The organism is Streptomyces sp. NPDC051452 (assembly GCF_044454765.1).
Taxonomy (GTDB): domain Bacteria; phylum Actinomycetota; class Actinomycetes; order Streptomycetales; family Streptomycetaceae; genus Streptomyces.
The window spans coordinates 63,944-78,884 of record NZ_JBITEB010000004.1 but is presented as its reverse complement, the minus strand read 5'-3'; the positions used below and the strand labels follow the sequence as shown (position 1 = coordinate 78,884).

The window sequence follows — 14,941 nt, the reverse complement described above, 5'->3', positions numbered from 1 at the left end:
CGGTGGGCGGGGTCAGGCGGTTTCCCGGACGGCACGGGCGAGGATGCTCAGCCCCTCGTCCAGCTCGTCGGGGGTGATGGTGAGGGCGGGCAGCAGTTTGACGACCTCGCTCTCCGGGCCGGACGTCTCGATGAGGAGCCCCAGTTCGAACGCGCGCTTGGCGATCCGTGAGGCCCGGTCCTTGTCACGGAACTCCAGACCCCACACGAGACCGCGGCCGCGGTACTCCTTCACGTCGGCGAGGTTCTCCTCGGTGATGGAGATCAGCGCCTGCTCGACCTGCTCCCCCCGGGCGCGGGTCTGCTTCTCCATGGCCGAGCCGTCGGTCCAGTACGTCTCCAGGGCGGCGGTGGCCGTGACGAACGCGGGGTTGTTGCCGCGGAAGGTGCCGTTGTGCTCGCCGGGCTCCCAGACGTCCAGCTCGGGCTTGAACAGGCACAGCGACATGGGCAGCCCGTACCCGCTGATCGACTTCGACACCGTGACGATGTCGGGCACGATCCCCGACTCCTCGAAGGAGAAGAAGGCGCCGGTGCGTCCGCAGCCCATCTGGATGTCGTCGACGATCAGCAGCATGTCCTGCCGCTCGCACAGCTCCTTGAGCGCGCGCAGCCACTCGGGCCGGGCAACGTTGATGCCGCCCTCGCCCTGCACGGTCTCCACGATCACGGCGGCCGGCTTGTTGAGGCCGGAGCCCTGGTCCTCCAGCAGCCGCTCGAACCACAGGAAGTCCGGGACCTGGCCGTCGAAGTAGTTGTCGAACGGCATGGGCGTGCCGTGCACCAGCGGGATACCGGCGCCGGCCCGCTTGAAGGCGTTGCCGGTGACGGCGAGCGAGCCGAGTGACATCCCGTGGAAGGCGTTCGTGAACGACACGATCGCCTCGCGGCCCTTCACTTTCCGGGCCAGCTTGAGCGCCGACTCCACGGCGTTGGTGCCCGTCGGGCCCGGGAACATGACCTTGTACGGCAGGTCGCGCGGGCGCAGCACCAGATCCTGGAACGTCTGCAAGAAGGAACGTTTCGCCGTGGTCGACATGTCCAGGCCGTGGGTGAGCCCGTCCCGGGACAGGTAGTCGATCAGCGCCCGTTTCAGCACGGGATTGTTGTGGCCGTAGTTGAGTGAGCCGGCACCGGCGAAGAAGTCGAGGTAGGCGTGTCCGTCCTCGTCGTACATCCGGCTGCCCTGCGCGCGGTCGAAGACCGTGGGCCAGCCGCGGCAGTAGCTGCGCACCTCGGACTCGACGGTTTCGAAGACGCTGAGGTCGGGCTGGGTGATGGTCACGGTGGATGGCTCCTCAGTGGGCGGTGGTCAGCGGGCCTATGCGGTACAGGACTTCCGGGTCGTGCGGGCTGTCCGGGAAGAGGTCGGCGGGGAACAGCACCTCACGGCCGACCTGCGCTCCGTGCCGGGCGGCGAAGGAGGTGAACAGGCGCTCGGAGGCGGTGTTGCCGGGGGTGATGGTCGTCTCCACGTCGGTGATGCCGCGTTCGGCGGTGAGCCGCGCGGTCAGCCCGTCCAGCAGCGCGGCGGCGATGCCGAGCCCGCGGTGGCGGGAGTCCACGGCCACCTGCCAGACGAGCAGGGTGCCGGGGCGGTCCGGCCGCACATAGCCGGTGACGAAGCCGACCGGCTCCCCGTCGGCGCCGCGCGCCACCGCGGAGGTGTCGGCGAAGTCCCGGCACCACAGCAGATAGCTGTACGAAGAGTTCAGGTCGAGGGTTTTGGAGTCCTTGGCGAGACGCCAGAGGGCGGCTCCGTCGGACATCGCCGGTCGGTCGATGAGCAGGTCTGCTGGTGCGGCAGTCATGCGGCACGAATTTAGCGAGGCGAATTCGAAAATGCACGGCCGCTGTCTCGGTGCGACCAGGAGGCGAGTGCGGTATGCCCGAATTGACCCAGGGAAAATACGGACAAAAGTATAGTGTTGTGGAGTGTGTCACAGCACGGAAACCGTCTGAAATCTGCCGGAAAATTTTCCCGTTTAGCTTTGCAAAAATCGGGCAGAAGAAGGTGGGAAACCCACTCCAGGGAATTGGGGAATGGAAGAGAATCGTGAAAGGGAATTCAATTCACGCTCTGCTGGTCCCGTGATTCGTTCCCGGGAAAAGGTGCCGCGCGGGTACGGCGGCCACGGCGTCGACACCGGCGGACACGACAACGGCCCGCGCGGTGTGCGCGGGCCGTACCGATGGCAGCGGTCCTGCCGGTCCTGCCGATTTTCCGTGCCGGTGGTGGCGTCAGCGCCAGGCCCGCTCCGCGGCGCGGCGCGCGGCCATCGGATCGATCTGCCGCCCCTGCTCCGCGAGGGCCGCGCCCAGCGCAGCCAGGGATCCCTGCACCGCACCGGGCGTCGCGTCGGCCCCGTAGTGGTTGACCCGGATCATCTCCCGGGCCAGTGCACCGCCGCCCGCGGCCAGCGGCAGCGCCGGATCGCTCGCCAGCGCCCGCGCCACCAGCTCCGAGGCCACCACGCCGGTCGGCACGCGCAGCGTCGTGGCCACCGGCGCCGCGTCGCGCTCCTCGGTCACGTAGGGCTCGAGCCCCCCGCCCAGCGCCACCGCGCCGGCCCGTGTCGCCCGCGCGGCGCGAGCGTGCCGGGCCATCACCGCGTCCCGCCCCGCCGACTCGATGCGCTCAAGGCACGCCTGAAGCGCCAGCATCTCCAGCTGCGCGGGAGCGTGCGGCAGCACCTTGCGGCCGCCGTCGATCCAGCGGTCCTTCCAGTCCAGCAGGGACAGATAGGAGCGGCGCGGGGCCTGCGGATTCGCCGCCATCCGGGCCCACGCCCGCTCGCTCACCGAGATCGCCGACACGCCCGCCGGACCGCCCATCGCCTTCTGCGCGCCGATCACGCACAGGTCCACGCCCCACGCGTCCGGCAGGACCGGCTCGGCGCCCACGGAGGCGACGGCGTCCAGGTAGAACAGCGCCCCGTGCTCCCGCACCACCTCGCCGACCGCCGCCACCGGGTTGGTGTTGCCGGTCGCCGCCTCCGCGTGCACCAGCGACACGAAGTCGATCTCCGGGTGCTCGGCGAACGCCTCCCGGACCTGCTCGGCGGTCACGGCCGTGTGGAAGGGGACGCAGAGGTCGTGCACGGTCGCGCCGGCGTCCCGCAGCCAGTCGCCGAAGGTCTGCCCGTAGGGGCCCGTGATCACGTTCAGGGCCACCGTGCCCGGACCGGCCGCCGCGCGGATCGCGCCCTCCAGCGGCAGCAGCGCCTCGCCCTGGGTGATCAGCACGTCCTGCCGGGTGTCCAGCAGTCGCGCCACCCGGTCCTCGATGGCGGCGAAGCCCTCGGCACTCAGCGGGGGCAGGTCGAGGAAGGGGTGGGTCACGGCGGTGCTCTCTTCGCTCACGAGGGTCCACGAGGTCGGCCGACGGCCGACGGTGACGAGAGTAACTCTCGCTCCACGGCCCCCGACGACCGGCGACTTCTCAGGCCGGACGGCTCCGTGGCCATCGGTTTAATTTGAGAGACCCAAACATTTCCTTATAATCGGAACCCTCATTCCGCCACCAGGGAGATCCCCCCATGAAAACGCTCCTCGGGCGCCGGACCCGCCTCCTGGCCGCCACCACCGCGACCACCGGACTGGTCCTCCTCGCGGCAGGCTGCTCCTCCAGCGACTCCGGGGGCGGCAAGACCACCGTCAAGGGCGTCCATCTGGCCAAGGCCGGCCGGCTGACCACCTGCACCCACCTGCCGTACCCGCCGTTCCAGTCGGAGATCGACGGCAAGGTGCAGGGCTTCGACGTCTCCCTGGTCGACCTCGTCGCCAAGAACCTCGGCGTCAAGCAGCAGATCCTCGACACGCCGTTCGAGAACTTCAAGACCGGCGCCTTCCTCAACTCCGGCCAGTGCGACCTCGCCGCCGCCGGTATGACGATCACCGCCGAGCGCAAGAAGAACGTCGACTTCTCCGACCCCTACTTCGAGGCCACCCAGGCCGTCCTCGTCGACAAGAACAGCGGCATCGGCTCCCTCGCCGACGTCAAGGCCAAGGGCAAGAAGCTCGGCGCCCAGGCGCAGACCACCGGCGAGGACTACGTCAAGGGCAAGGGCTACGACCCGATCTCCTTCGAGTCCTCCGACGCGGTCCTCAACGGTCTGCGCACCGGCCAGGTCCAGGCCGTCGTCATCGACTACCCGGTCGTCCAGGGCTGGCTCAAGGACAAGGCCAACGCCGGCAAGTTCAAGGTCGTCGAGAACCTCAAGACCGGTGAGCAGTACGGCTTCACCGTGAAGAAGGGCAACAAGGCGCTCCTCGCCGCCCTCAACAAGGCGCTCAAGGACGCCAAGGCCGACGGCACCTACAAGAAGATCTACGAGAAGTGGATCGGCCCGTACAACGCCGCCGTCGCCTCGCCCGCCGCCTCATGACCGATACGGACACCCGGCCCCCGCTGCGGAAAAAGGGACTGACCAGGCGTCAGAGGCGGTCGTTGTCCCGGGGCGCGCAGTACGCCGTCTTCGTCGCCGCCGTGATCGCCTTCGCGGTCACGGCGGACTGGGGCCGGCTGCAGAACCAGTTCGCCCAGGCCGACATCGCCAAGCAGATGTTCCCCGAGGTCATCACGCTGGCGCTGAAGAACACCATGCTGTACACGGTGTCCGGCTTCGTCGTCGGGCTTGCCCTCGGCATGGTCATCGCGCTGATGCGGCTGTCCTCCGTGGGCCCCTACCGCTGGCTGGCCGGCATCTACATCGAGATCTTCCGCGGCCTGCCCGCACTGCTGATCTTCATCTTCGTCGGCGTCGCCGTGCCCCTGGCCTTCCCCGGCACCGAGATCCCCGGCGGCACCTACGGCAAGGTCGCCATCGCGCTCGGCCTGGTCTCCGCCGCCTACATGGCGGAGACCATCCGCGCCGGCATCCAGGCCGTGCCCAAGGGGCAGATGGAGGCGGCGCGTTCGCTCGGCTTCTCACCGGCCAGGGCCATGATCTCGATCATCGCCCCGCAGGCCTTCCGCATCATCCTGCCGCCGCTCACCAACGAACTCGTCCTGCTCTTCAAGGACTCCTCGCTGGTGCTGTTCCTCGGCGTCACGCTGGAGGAGCGGGAACTGTCCAAGTTCGGCCGCGATCTGGCCAGTACGACCGCCAACTCCACGCCGATCCTGGTCGCGGGCCTGTGCTATCTGCTGGTCACCATCCCGCTCAGCTTCGTCGTACGCCGCATGGAGACCAAGACCCAGGAGGCGATCCGGTGAACCCCCCCGAGATCGAGGTACGGGGGCTGCACAAGTCCTTCGGCGACAACGAGGTGCTGCGCGGCATCGACCTGGAGATCGGCCAGGGCGAGGTCGTCTGCGTCATCGGCCCCTCCGGCTCCGGCAAGTCCACACTGCTGCGCTGTGTGAACCTGCTGGAGGAGCCCACCGAGGGCCGGGTCTTCGTCGGCGGCACCGAGGTGACCGATCCCGACGTGGACATCGACGCCGTACGCCGCCGTATCGGCATGGTCTTCCAGCAGTTCAACCTCTTCCCGCACCTGAGCGTCACCGAGAACCTGACACTGCCGCAGCGTCGGGTCCTGCGGCGGGACAAGGCGACGGCCGCCAGGACCGCCGCCGAGAACCTCGCCCGCGTCGGCCTCGCGGAGAAGGCGGACGCCTACCCCTCCTCCCTGTCCGGCGGCCAGCAGCAGCGGGTGGCCATCGCCCGCGCGCTCGCCATGGGACCCAGGGTGATGCTCTTCGACGAGCCGACCTCGGCCCTCGACCCCGAACTCGTCGGGGACGTCCTCGCCGTCATGCGCAGACTCGCGCAGGAGGGCATGACGATGATGGTCGTCACCCACGAGATGACCTTCGCCCGCGAGGTCGCCGACCGGGTCGTCTTCATGGACGGCGGTGTCGTCGTCGAGGACGGCGCCCCGGACCAGGTGATCGGCGCCCCGCGGCACGAGCGCACCCGCCACTTCCTCTCCCGGCTGCTCGACCCCGCGATGGCCGAGGTGGAGGAGGAGAGCACCGACCGGGCGGGCCGGGACACCCCGTAGGTCGTTAAGGTGCGGTGTCATGAGCGATGGCGCGGTGCTGCACGTGAAGGGCCGGATACTGGTGGGCCCCGAGGACGTCCGTGACGAGCTGTGGGTGGTCGGGGGGCGGATCTCCTACGACCGGCCCGCCGGGGCCCGCGATATCACCACCGTCGAGGGCTGGGCGCTGCCCGGCCTGGTCGACGCGCACTGCCACGTCGGCCTCGGTGCCCACGGCCCGGTCGACGCGGACACCGCCGAGAAGCAGGCGCTCACCGACCGGGAGGCCGGCACCCTGCTGATCCGCGACGCGGGCTCACCCTCCGACACCCGCTGGATCGACGACCGCGAGGACCTCCCGAAGATCATCCGGGCCGGCCGGCACATCGCCCGCACCCGCCGCTACATCCGCAACTACGCCTGGGAGGTCGAGCCGGAGGACCTCGTCGCCTACGTCGCCCAGGAGGCCCGGCGCTCGGACGGCTGGGTCAAGCTGGTGGGCGACTGGATCGACCGCGACCTCGGCGACCTGGCCCCCTGCTGGCCCCGTGAAGCGGTCGAGGCCGCCATCGCCGAGGCCCACCGGCTCGGTGCCCGGGTCACCGCGCACTGCTTCGCCGAGAACTCGCTGCGCGACCTCGTCGAGGCGGGCATCGACTGCGTCGAGCACGCCACGGGCCTGACCGAGGACCTGGTCCCGCTGTTCGCCGAACGGGGCGTCGCGATCGTCCCCACCCTCGTCAACATCGCCACCTTCCCGCGGCTCGCGGCCGGCGGCGACAGCCGCTACCCGCGCTGGTCGGCCCATATGCGACGGCTGCACGAACGCCGCTACGACACCGTGCGCGGCGCCTATGACGCCGGCGTCCCCGTCTACGTCGGCACCGACGCCGGCGGCTCGCTGGCCCACGGCCTCGTCGCGGCGGAGGTGGCGGAACTGGTCACCGCCGGCATCCCACCGGTGCGGGCGGTGTCGGCGACGAGCTGGGGTGCGCGGGCCTGGCTCGGCCGACCGGGCCTGGAGGAGGGCGCACCGGCCGACCTGGTGGTCTACGAGGGCGACCCGCGGGCCGACGTACGGGTGCTGGCGGCGCCGCGCAGGGTGGTGCTGAACGGGGCCGTGGTCGAGTAGGGGAACGCCTGTGCCCGGTGATTCGAAGAGGCGTGCTGAAACACCTCGATCGGGTGAAGTGACTCAGGATCGCTGACCGTTCACCCACAGTGCGTAATGGTTGACGGGTCCCAAGCAAGTCTCGTCTGGGGGTCCCACCGCCTTGAACAGCAACAACTTCCGCATGCCCGCACGCCGTCTCGCGGCCGTCGCGACGGTCACCGCGCTCTGCGCGGCACCCGCCGTGCTGGGCGCGAGCGCCGCGCACGCTACCGGCGCCCACGGTCGCGCCTCCGCCGTCGTCCTGCGCACCGGGCTCGACGTCTCCCTGCTCGACAACAGCGTGCACGTCCCGCTCGCGGTCTCCCTCGACGAGGTCCAGGCCCCGCGGAGCGCCGACCGGACCGCGCTGTCCGCCCGGCTCGACGGCGTGGCCGGCGACAAGCCGTTCAGCGTGCTCGACGCGGACGTCGCCTCGGCGAAGGCCACGGTGACCGGGCGCCGCGCCGAGGGCTCGGTCCGGCTCGCCCACGCCAGGCTGCACGTCCCCGGTCTGCCCCTGCTGTCCCTCGTCGAGGCCGACACGGTCACCGCCAAGGCCACCTGCGAGGCCGGCAAGGCACCGGCCGCGTCGTCGAACGTCCTCGGCGCGGTCAGCGTCCTCGGCAAGCGCGTCACGCTGACCGCGGGCGGCCCGGTCGAGGTGAAGGTGCCCGGGGTCGGCGAGGTCCGGCTCGACCTCTCCCGGCGCAGCACCACGACCCGCACGGCCGCCGCGACCGCCCTCGAACTCAAGGTCTCCATCAACCCCTTGAAGCTCAACGTGGCCGACGTCGAGGGCACGGTCACGCTGGCCAAGGCCACCTGCGAGACGCCGGTGGCCCCGCCCACCAAGCACCCCGTGCCCAGCCACGACCCGGCCGCCGACGTCCGCCCCCAGGGCGCCCCCGCCAAGGCCGACCTGGCGGAAACCGGCGGCAGCCCGGTGACGCCGTACATCGCCGGCGGCGCCGTCGCCCTGCTCCTGGCGGGCGGAGGAGCGGTGACGATCGCCCGCCGCCGCAAGAGCTGACCCCGGCTCCCGCCGCTTCCGCGGACCCGAGCTCCCCGGGGGAGGGCTCGGGTCCGCGGCGGTGGGCCCCGGGGGGCGGGGGGACGGTCGTCCGGGGCCCCAGTCCGGCGACGCCCCTCGGGCACTGCTCGGCCGACCGGTTGGGGGTGAGGGCGGTCCGGGTGGAGGGCGGGGCCCCCGCTACCCCAGCGCGGTCGACAGCGCCCGGAGGAATCCGCTCACCGTCGCTCGGTCCCGTACCGCCACCCGCACCCACTCCTCACCGAGCCCGGGAAACGTGTCCCCACGCCGCACGGCGTAGCCAAGCTCGCGCAACCGTCGTCGTACCCCCTCCGCACCCGGCATCCGCACCAGGACGAACGGCCCCTCCGACGGCCCCACCACGCGCACGCCACGATCGGCGTACCCGGCCAGCCCCGCGACCAGATGCCCCCGGTCCGCCGCTATCCGATGCGCCGCGTGCCCCGCCTCGGCCAGCGCCCTCGGCGCCACACACGCCTCGGCGGCGGCCAGCGCGGGCGTGGACACCGGCCACAACGGCTGGGCCCGCTCCAGCGAGGCGATGACCGTGGGGTCGGCCAGCACGTACCCGATGCGCAGCCCCGCGAGCCCCCACGTCTTCGTCAGACTGCGCAGCACGACCAGACCCGGCACATCCGTCCGCTCGGCGAGCGCCTCCCGCTCACCCGGCACCGCGTCCATGAACGCCTCGTCGACCACCAGCACCCGTCCCGGACGCGCGAGCCCGGCGAGCACCCCGGCCGGATGCAGCACCGACGTCGGGTTCGTCGGATTCCCGATCACCACCAGGTCCGCGTCCTGCGGCACCGCCGCCGGATCCAGCCGGAAACCGTCCTCCGCCCGCAACAGCACCCGCCGCACCTGGTGCCCGGCGTCCCGCAGCGCCGCCTCGGGCTCGGTGAACTGCGGGTGCACGACCACCGGCCGCCGGACCCGCAGCGCACGCGCGAGAAGCACGAAGGCCTCCGCCGCCCCCGCCGTCAGCAGCACCCGCTCCACCGGCAGCCCGTGCCGCGCCGCCACCGCCGCCCGCGCGGCCCGACCGTCGGGGTAGGCCGCGAGGGACGCCAGGGACGCGGCGATCTCCTCGCGCAGCCACGGGGGAGGGGTGTTCGCCCGGACGTTGACGGCGAGGTCGACCAGCGCGGCCCCGTCGTCGCGCACCTCGGCGTCCCCGTGATGACGAAGAAGGTCGTGCCCGGCGTCCGTGCCCATATCCGTATCCATGTCCGCGTCCGTGCTCGTGTCCCTGTCCGTGTGCCTGTACCTGTCCTCGGTGGTGGCCGCCCCCCGGTCCTCGGTCCGCCGCCGCACGACGGCACAGGTCACCCTCGCGGGCCGCGCCGACGACTTCCGCTTCGGGACGAGGAGCTCGCCGCCACCGAGCAGCGCGGCGGCCTCCGCGACCGAGGGGGTGCCGACGGCCGCGAGGGGCGCGCCGGAGGGGGTGGGCACCTCGACGGCCGCCAACTCCTCGGCGGCGTACGACACCAGGGGCACCCCGATCCGCGCGGCGGCCGCGAGGAGACCCGGCTCCCGGGCCCTGCCGTCCACGGTGGCGAGTTCGGCCACGGACTCCGGCGCGAGCCCGGCCTCGCGCAGCGCCTCCTCGATCAGGGCGAGCACCTCCTCGGCCGACGCGCCCCTGGCCGCACCCACCCCGACCACCAGGGGCGACGGCCGTCCCGGGGGCCCGCTCGGACCGGCGACGGCGGGCGTCACCCCACCGGTGGAGGCGTCGGGCATGGGAAGGTCCTCTCGTAGGGGAAAGCGACTAAGAGATGGGTGAAATGTCAAGGTCTGCCCGGGTGTGGACGGCGCCGGATGTGCGCGAAGGCGGCTCCATCGGATAGCAAGTGCCTATGGCGGTCTTCGTCGCGCTCGGCGCGTTCCTGATGACGCTGGCCGGCGGCTGGACGGCACAGCGGGTTACCGACCGTCGCCATCTCGTCCTGGGACTGGCCGGCGGCCTGATGCTGGGCGTGGTCGGCCTTGACCTGCTGCCGGAGGCGCTGCACGCGGCCGACCGCGAGGTGTTCGGCGTGCCCGCCGCGCTGCTGCTGTTCGTGCTCGGCTTCCTGCTGGCCCACTTGGTGGAACGTCTCCTCGCCGCCCGCCAGGCGGCGCACGGCGCCGGTGAGCACACCCACCGGGCGCCCGAGGTGGGCCTGACGGCGGCCGCCGCGATGGTCGGCCACAGTGCGATGGACGGAGTGGCGATCGGCGCGGCCTTCCAGGTGGGCGGCGGCATGGGCACCTCCGTCGCGCTCGCGGTGATCGCGCACGACTTCGCCGACGGCTTCAACACCTTCACCCTCACGAGCCTGTACGGCAACGCGCGCCGCCGGGCGATAGGCATGCTCGTGGCCGATGCCTGCGCCCCCCTGCTGGGAGCGCTGTCGACGATCTTCTTCCACATTCCGGAACCGGTGCTCGGCGGCTATCTCGGCCTCTTCGGCGGTGTCCTGCTGTATCTCGCCGCGGCCGAGATCCTCCCCGAGGCCCACCATGAACACCCCGCCCGCTCCACCCTGCTGTGCACGGTGGCCGGCGCGGCCTTCATCTGGCTGGTGGTCGGCATCTCCGGCGGCTGACCGCCCCGGCCACGCGTGATCCCCGGTGCCCCCGGCCGGCCCGCCGCTCATGACCCCCGACAGCTCTCCACGAACCGCCGGGCGACAGCGGGCTCGGACGCCCAGTGCGTGTGCAGATAGCTCGCGTGCACGCCCCGCCACACAAAGCCCTCGACGCGCCGGGCGGGGGTCCGCACCCCCCAGGCGGGCGCGGGACCGGCGCCGGGCTCCACGACCGTGCGATGGAACTCGTGCCCCCGCATCCGCGTCCCCGCCACCGCCAGCACGCTGTCACCCACGGCCACGGCGTCCCGGTAGCCGAGGGTCAGCCGCTCGCTCATCCGCGCGGTCGCGTCCAGCACACCGCACATGGGCTGCCCGTCCAGCTCCCGGCACAGGTACAGCATCCCCGCGCACTCGGCGGCGACGGGGGCCCCGCTCAGCGCCAGTTCGGCGACGGACTTGCGCAGGCCCTCGTTGGCGGACAGCTCGGCGGCGTACACCTCCGGGAACCCGCCGCCGATGACCAGGCCCGAGGTGCCCTCGGGCAGCCGCTCGTCGCGCAGGGGGTCGAAGGTGACGACCTCGGCACCGGCGGCGGTGAGCAGCTCGGTGTGCTCGGCGTAGGAGAAGGTGAACGCCGCCCCGCCGGCCACGGCCACCACCGGCGCCCGCCCCCCGGCCGATCCGGCCGATCCGGTCGGCCGGCCGGCACCGTCGTCGCGGCCGGTGCCGCTGCCACGCTGGGCCGAGGCGAGTTCGGCGGCCACGTCCCAGGCCGCGCCCGGCAGCGGCCCGGCACCGCGGGCCAGCGCCAGCAGCGCGTCCAGGTCGCACCCGGCGGAGATCTGCGCCGCCATCGCCGCCACCGCGTCGACCGCGCCGGAGTGCCGTTCGGCGACCGGCACCAGCCCCAGGTGCCTTGAGGGCGTGTCCACCCGGGCCGCCCGCCGTACGACGCCCAGCACCGGCACCCCGGAGGATTCCAGCGCCTCGCGCAGAAGCCACTCGTGGCGGTCCGAGCCCACCTTGTTCAGGATCACGCCCCCGATCCGCACCTGGGGGTCCCAGGACGCGAACCCGTGCACCAGCGCCGCCACCGACCGCGACTGCGACGACGCGTCCACGACGAGCACCACCGGCGCCCGCAGCAGCTTGGCGACATGGGCCGTGGAGGCGAGTTCCCCCTCGCCGGCGGCCCCGTCGTACAGCCCCATCACCCCCTCGACCACGGCGAGGTCGCACCCCCGGGCCCCGTGCAGGAACAGCGGGGCGACCAGCCCCGGCCCGCACAGATAGGCGTCGAGGTTGCGCCCCACCCGGCCGGTCGCGAGCGCATGGTAGCCGGGGTCGATGTAGTCCGGGCCGACCTTGTGCGGGGACACGGCGAGCCCCCGCGCGGCGAACGCGGCCATCAGCCCCGTGGCGACGGTGGTCTTGCCGCTGCCCGAGGAAGGCGCGGCGACGACCAGGCGGGGCATCGACGACATCACCACTCGATGCCCTTCTGGCCCTTCTGCCCCGCGTCCATGGGGTGCTTGACCTTGGACATGTCGGTGACGAGGTCGGCGAAGTCGAGCAGCTTGGGCGGCGCGTTCCGCCCGGTGATCACCACGTGCTGGGTACCGGGCCGCTCGCGCAGCACCTCCACCACCTCGTCGGTGTCCACCCACCCCCAGTGCAGCGGATAGGCGAACTCGTCGAGCACGTACAGCCGGTAGGTCTCGGCGGCCAGGTCCCGCTTGACCTGCTCCCAGCCCTCCCGGGCCTTCTCCTCGTTGTCCAGCTGGTCATCGCGCTGGACCCAGGACCAGCCCTCGCCCATCTTGTGCCAGTCGACGGTGCCCCCCTGCCCGGAGTCGCCGAGCACGCGCAGCGCGTTCTCCTCGCCGACCTTCCACTTCGCCGACTTGACGAACTGGAACACCCCGATCGGCCACCCCTGGTTCCAGGCGCGCAGCGCGAGCCCGAACGCGGCGGTGGACTTCCCCTTGCCGACCCCGGTGTGCACGAGCACCAGCGGACGGTTGCGGCGCTGCCGGGTCGTCAGTCCGTCCTCCGGCACGACACTCGGCTGTCCCTGCGGCATTACGCGGCCCTCCTAGACGTTTCCCGCACATCCCTGACCAGACCGGCGATCGAGTCGGCCCGCAGCTCGTCCAGCGTGACGGCCGTGCCGCCCAGCTCACCCGCGAGCCGTCCGGCGAGCCCGAGCCGTACCGGACCCGTCTCGCAGTCCACGACCACCGAGGCGACCTGCGCGGCCGCGAACAGGCGCGCGGCCCGCTCCGCGAACGCGACCGGCTCCGGGCCGCCGGTGGCCCGCCCGTCGGTGACCACCACGACCAGCGCCCGCCGCGCCGGATCCCGCAGCCCCTCCACCCGCAGCACCTCGTGGGCCTTCAGCAGCCCGGCCGCGAGCGGTGTCCGGCCGCCCGTGGGCAGCGACTCCAGCCGTACGGCGGCCGCGTCGACCGACGAGGTCGGCGGCAGCGCGACCTCGGCTCCCGTGCCCCGGAAGGTCACCAGACCCACCTTGTCCCGGCGCTGGTAGGCGTCCAGCAGCAGCGACAGCACGGCGCCCTTCACGGCGCTCATCCGTCGCCGCGCCGCCATCGAACCCGAGGCGTCCACCACGAACAGCACGAGGTTGCCCTCGCGCCCTTCCCTGGTCGCCTGCCGCAGATCGTCCCTGCGGACCACCAGCCCCGGCCCGGACCGGCCGCGGGCCCGCTGGTGCGGGGCGGCGGCGTGCACGGTCGCCGCCAGGTGGAGCTTGGTCAGCGCGCCCCGGGGCCGCCGGGCCCCGGTCGTGCGCCCGTGTTCGGTGCGGGCCCGCGAACGCCGGCCGGCGGCACCCTCCCCGAGGCCGGGCACGCTCAGCACCTTGGTCCTGAACGGCTCGGCGGCCCGTGCGGGGGCCCGCTCGCCATCGCCCGCGGGCCGTGGCTCGCCGCCCTCGCCGGCTTCCGGCCGGGCGGCGGCGTCGCCGCCCCGCGGACCGGTGTCCGGCTCGGGCCGTCCGCCGCCTCCGCCGCCTCCGCCAGGGCCGCCCGGGCCGGGATCGTCGTCGCCGTCGGGGCCGCCGTCGCCCGTGCCGGGGTCGTCGTCGCCGGCGAACTCCTCCAGCGTCTCGTCCAGTTTGTCCTCGTCCAGCCCCGGCGCGTCGAACGGGTTGCGCCGGCGCCGGTGCGGCAGCGCGAGCAGCGCGGCCTGGCGCACGTCGTCGGCGAGCACGTCGGTGCGCCCGGCCCACGCGGCCAGCGCGGTCGCCGTACGCGCCATCACGATGTCGGCCCGCATGCCGTCCACCTCGAAGGCCGCGCAGGTCGCCGCGATCTGCCGCAGCGCCGCGTCACCCAGCCGGACCTGCGGCAGCAACTCCCGCGCCGCCACGACCCGTTGCCGTACGTCCGCCTCCTCCGCGGCCCACCGGGCGGCGAAGGCGGCGGGGTCGTCGTCGTACGCCAGCCTGCGCCGTACGACCTCCACCCGCTGGTCCGGCTCCCGGGAGGCGGCGACCTCCACGGTCAGTCCGAACCGGTCCAGCAACTGCGGCCGCAGCTCGCCCTCCTCGGGGTTCATGGTGCCGACGAGCAGGAAGCGGGCCGCGTGCCGCACCGAGACGCCCTCGCGCTCCACGTAGGAGGCGCCCATCGCCGCCGCGTCCAGCAGCAGGTCGACCAGGTGGTCGTGGAGGAGGTTGACCTCGTCCACGTACAGGATGCCGCGGTGCGCGTCGGCCAGCAGGCCCGGCTCGAACGCCTTCACGCCCTCCGCGAGCGCCCGCTCGATGTCGAGGGCGCCGACCAGCCGGTCCTCGGAGGCGCCGACGGGCAGCTCGACCATGCGGGACGGTCGTGCCGTACCGGGACCCGGCTCGTGCGGGCCGTCCGGGCAGGACGGGTCGGGTGCCGCCGGATCGCAGGAGAACCGGCATCCGGGGACGACGTCCACGGCGGGCAGCAGCGCCGAGAGGGCACGCACGGCCGTGGACTTGGCGGTGCCCTTCTCGCCGCGTACCAGCACGCCGCCGACCGCCGGGGAGACCGCGTTCAGCAGCAGCGCGAGCCGCAGATCGTCCTGACCGACAACGGCCGTGAATGGGAAGGGGGTTGTCACGAAGCGCCCTCCAGGTCGCCTTCCGGATCAAGGTAAGTGGCGTGCACACGGCCGG

The 14,941-nt window shown here is 72.7% G+C and carries 13 protein-coding genes; 6 read left to right on the top strand and 7 right to left on the bottom strand.

What is annotated here, in order from left to right; translation table 11 throughout:
- Positions 1 to 12 precede the first annotated feature (12 nt).
- The 3 genes from ectB to ACIBA9_RS12580 all read right to left on the bottom strand — a co-directional run bounded on the left by ectB (position 13) and on the right by ACIBA9_RS12580 (position 3,341).
- Positions 13 to 1,284: a diaminobutyrate--2-oxoglutarate transaminase gene (gene ectB, locus ACIBA9_RS12590; RefSeq protein ID WP_399362253.1), complete on the bottom strand. Its 1,272-nt coding sequence runs from the start codon at positions 1,282 to 1,284 to the stop codon at positions 13 to 15.
- Positions 1,285 to 1,297: 13 nt separating this feature from the next.
- Positions 1,298 to 1,810 carry a diaminobutyrate acetyltransferase gene (ectA, locus tag ACIBA9_RS12585; protein WP_399362251.1) on the bottom strand — a complete coding sequence of 171 codons (513 nt, stop codon included), beginning with the start codon at positions 1,808 to 1,810 and terminating at the stop codon, positions 1,298 to 1,300.
- A gap of 430 nt (positions 1,811 to 2,240) precedes the next feature.
- Positions 2,241 to 3,341 (bottom strand): pyridoxal-phosphate-dependent aminotransferase family protein, encoded by a 1,101-nt coding sequence (locus ACIBA9_RS12580; protein WP_399362963.1) that lies wholly within the window; start codon positions 3,339 to 3,341, stop codon positions 2,241 to 2,243.
- A gap of 197 nt (positions 3,342 to 3,538) precedes the next feature.
- Between ACIBA9_RS12580 and ACIBA9_RS12575 the strand changes: the two genes are divergently transcribed.
- The 5 genes from ACIBA9_RS12575 to ACIBA9_RS12555 all read left to right on the top strand — a co-directional run bounded on the left by ACIBA9_RS12575 (position 3,539) and on the right by ACIBA9_RS12555 (position 8,170).
- A complete protein-coding gene (locus ACIBA9_RS12575) occupies positions 3,539 to 4,387 on the top strand; it encodes a transporter substrate-binding domain-containing protein (RefSeq protein WP_399362249.1) in 849 nt (282 codons plus the stop codon).
- Complete coding sequence (locus ACIBA9_RS12570; RefSeq protein ID WP_399362247.1) at positions 4,384 to 5,217, top strand: amino acid ABC transporter permease; 834 nt, start codon at positions 4,384 to 4,386, stop codon at positions 5,215 to 5,217. The genes ACIBA9_RS12575 and ACIBA9_RS12570 overlap by 4 nt, the downstream gene beginning before the upstream one ends.
- The gene (locus ACIBA9_RS12565) at positions 5,214 to 6,008 is read left to right on the top strand and encodes an amino acid ABC transporter ATP-binding protein (protein ID WP_399362245.1); all 795 of its coding nucleotides are present in this window, start codon (positions 5,214 to 5,216) and stop codon (positions 6,006 to 6,008) included. Before ACIBA9_RS12570 ends, ACIBA9_RS12565 begins: the two co-directional genes overlap by 4 nt.
- A 19-nt stretch (positions 6,009 to 6,027) precedes the next feature.
- The gene (locus ACIBA9_RS12560) at positions 6,028 to 7,119 is read left to right on the top strand and encodes an amidohydrolase family protein (RefSeq protein WP_399362243.1); all 1,092 of its coding nucleotides are present in this window, start codon (positions 6,028 to 6,030) and stop codon (positions 7,117 to 7,119) included.
- A gap of 142 nt (positions 7,120 to 7,261) precedes the next feature.
- Complete coding sequence (locus ACIBA9_RS12555) at positions 7,262 to 8,170, top strand: SCO1860 family LAETG-anchored protein (protein ID WP_399362241.1); 909 nt, start codon at positions 7,262 to 7,264, stop codon at positions 8,168 to 8,170.
- A gap of 180 nt (positions 8,171 to 8,350) precedes the next feature.
- On the opposite strand, the gene cobC is transcribed toward ACIBA9_RS12555, so the two are convergent.
- A complete protein-coding gene (gene cobC / locus ACIBA9_RS12550) occupies positions 8,351 to 9,937 on the bottom strand; it encodes an Rv2231c family pyridoxal phosphate-dependent protein CobC (RefSeq protein ID WP_399362239.1) in 1,587 nt (528 codons plus the stop codon).
- Between the two features lie 116 nt (positions 9,938 to 10,053).
- Between cobC and ACIBA9_RS12545 the strand changes: the two genes are divergently transcribed.
- A complete protein-coding gene (locus ACIBA9_RS12545) occupies positions 10,054 to 10,785 on the top strand; it encodes a ZIP family metal transporter (RefSeq protein ID WP_362162019.1) in 732 nt (243 codons plus the stop codon).
- 47 nt (positions 10,786 to 10,832) lie between these two features.
- Here ACIBA9_RS12545 and ACIBA9_RS12540 read toward each other — a convergent pair whose 3' ends face one another.
- The 3 genes from ACIBA9_RS12540 to ACIBA9_RS12530 are packed head-to-tail and all read right to left on the bottom strand — an operon-like array spanning position 10,833 to position 14,886.
- Positions 10,833 to 12,254: a cobyrinate a,c-diamide synthase gene (locus ACIBA9_RS12540; protein WP_399362236.1), complete on the bottom strand. Its 1,422-nt coding sequence runs from the start codon at positions 12,252 to 12,254 to the stop codon at positions 10,833 to 10,835.
- On the bottom strand, positions 12,254 to 12,853 hold the full coding sequence (cobO, locus tag ACIBA9_RS12535) for a cob(I)yrinic acid a,c-diamide adenosyltransferase (RefSeq protein ID WP_399362235.1): 600 nt from the start codon (positions 12,851 to 12,853) through the stop codon (positions 12,254 to 12,256). Before cobO ends, ACIBA9_RS12540 begins: the two co-directional genes overlap by 1 nt.
- Positions 12,853 to 14,886, bottom strand: a complete 2,034-nt coding sequence (locus ACIBA9_RS12530; RefSeq protein ID WP_399362233.1) for a putative cobaltochelatase — start codon at positions 14,884 to 14,886, stop codon at positions 12,853 to 12,855. Before ACIBA9_RS12530 ends, cobO begins: the two co-directional genes overlap by 1 nt.
- Positions 14,887 to 14,941 lie beyond the last annotated feature (55 nt).

Coding starts and splice junctions, on each gene's coding strand:
- cobC (WP_399362239.1), bottom strand. CDS start 9,937: ATGCCCGACGCCTCCACCGGTGGGGTGACGCCCGCCGTCGCCGGTCCG.
- ACIBA9_RS12575 (WP_399362249.1), top strand. CDS start 3,539: ATGAAAACGCTCCTCGGGCGCCGGACCCGCCTCCTGGCCGCCACCACC.
- ACIBA9_RS12540 (WP_399362236.1), bottom strand. CDS start 12,254: ATGTCGTCGATGCCCCGCCTGGTCGTCGCCGCGCCTTCCTCGGGCAGC.
- cobO (WP_399362235.1), bottom strand. CDS start 12,853: ATGCCGCAGGGACAGCCGAGTGTCGTGCCGGAGGACGGACTGACGACC.
- ACIBA9_RS12570 (WP_399362247.1), top strand. CDS start 4,384: ATGACCGATACGGACACCCGGCCCCCGCTGCGGAAAAAGGGACTGACC.
- ectA (WP_399362251.1), bottom strand. CDS start 1,810: ATGACTGCCGCACCAGCAGACCTGCTCATCGACCGACCGGCGATGTCC.
- ACIBA9_RS12560 (WP_399362243.1), top strand. CDS start 6,028: ATGAGCGATGGCGCGGTGCTGCACGTGAAGGGCCGGATACTGGTGGGC.
- ACIBA9_RS12545 (WP_362162019.1), top strand. CDS start 10,054: ATGGCGGTCTTCGTCGCGCTCGGCGCGTTCCTGATGACGCTGGCCGGC.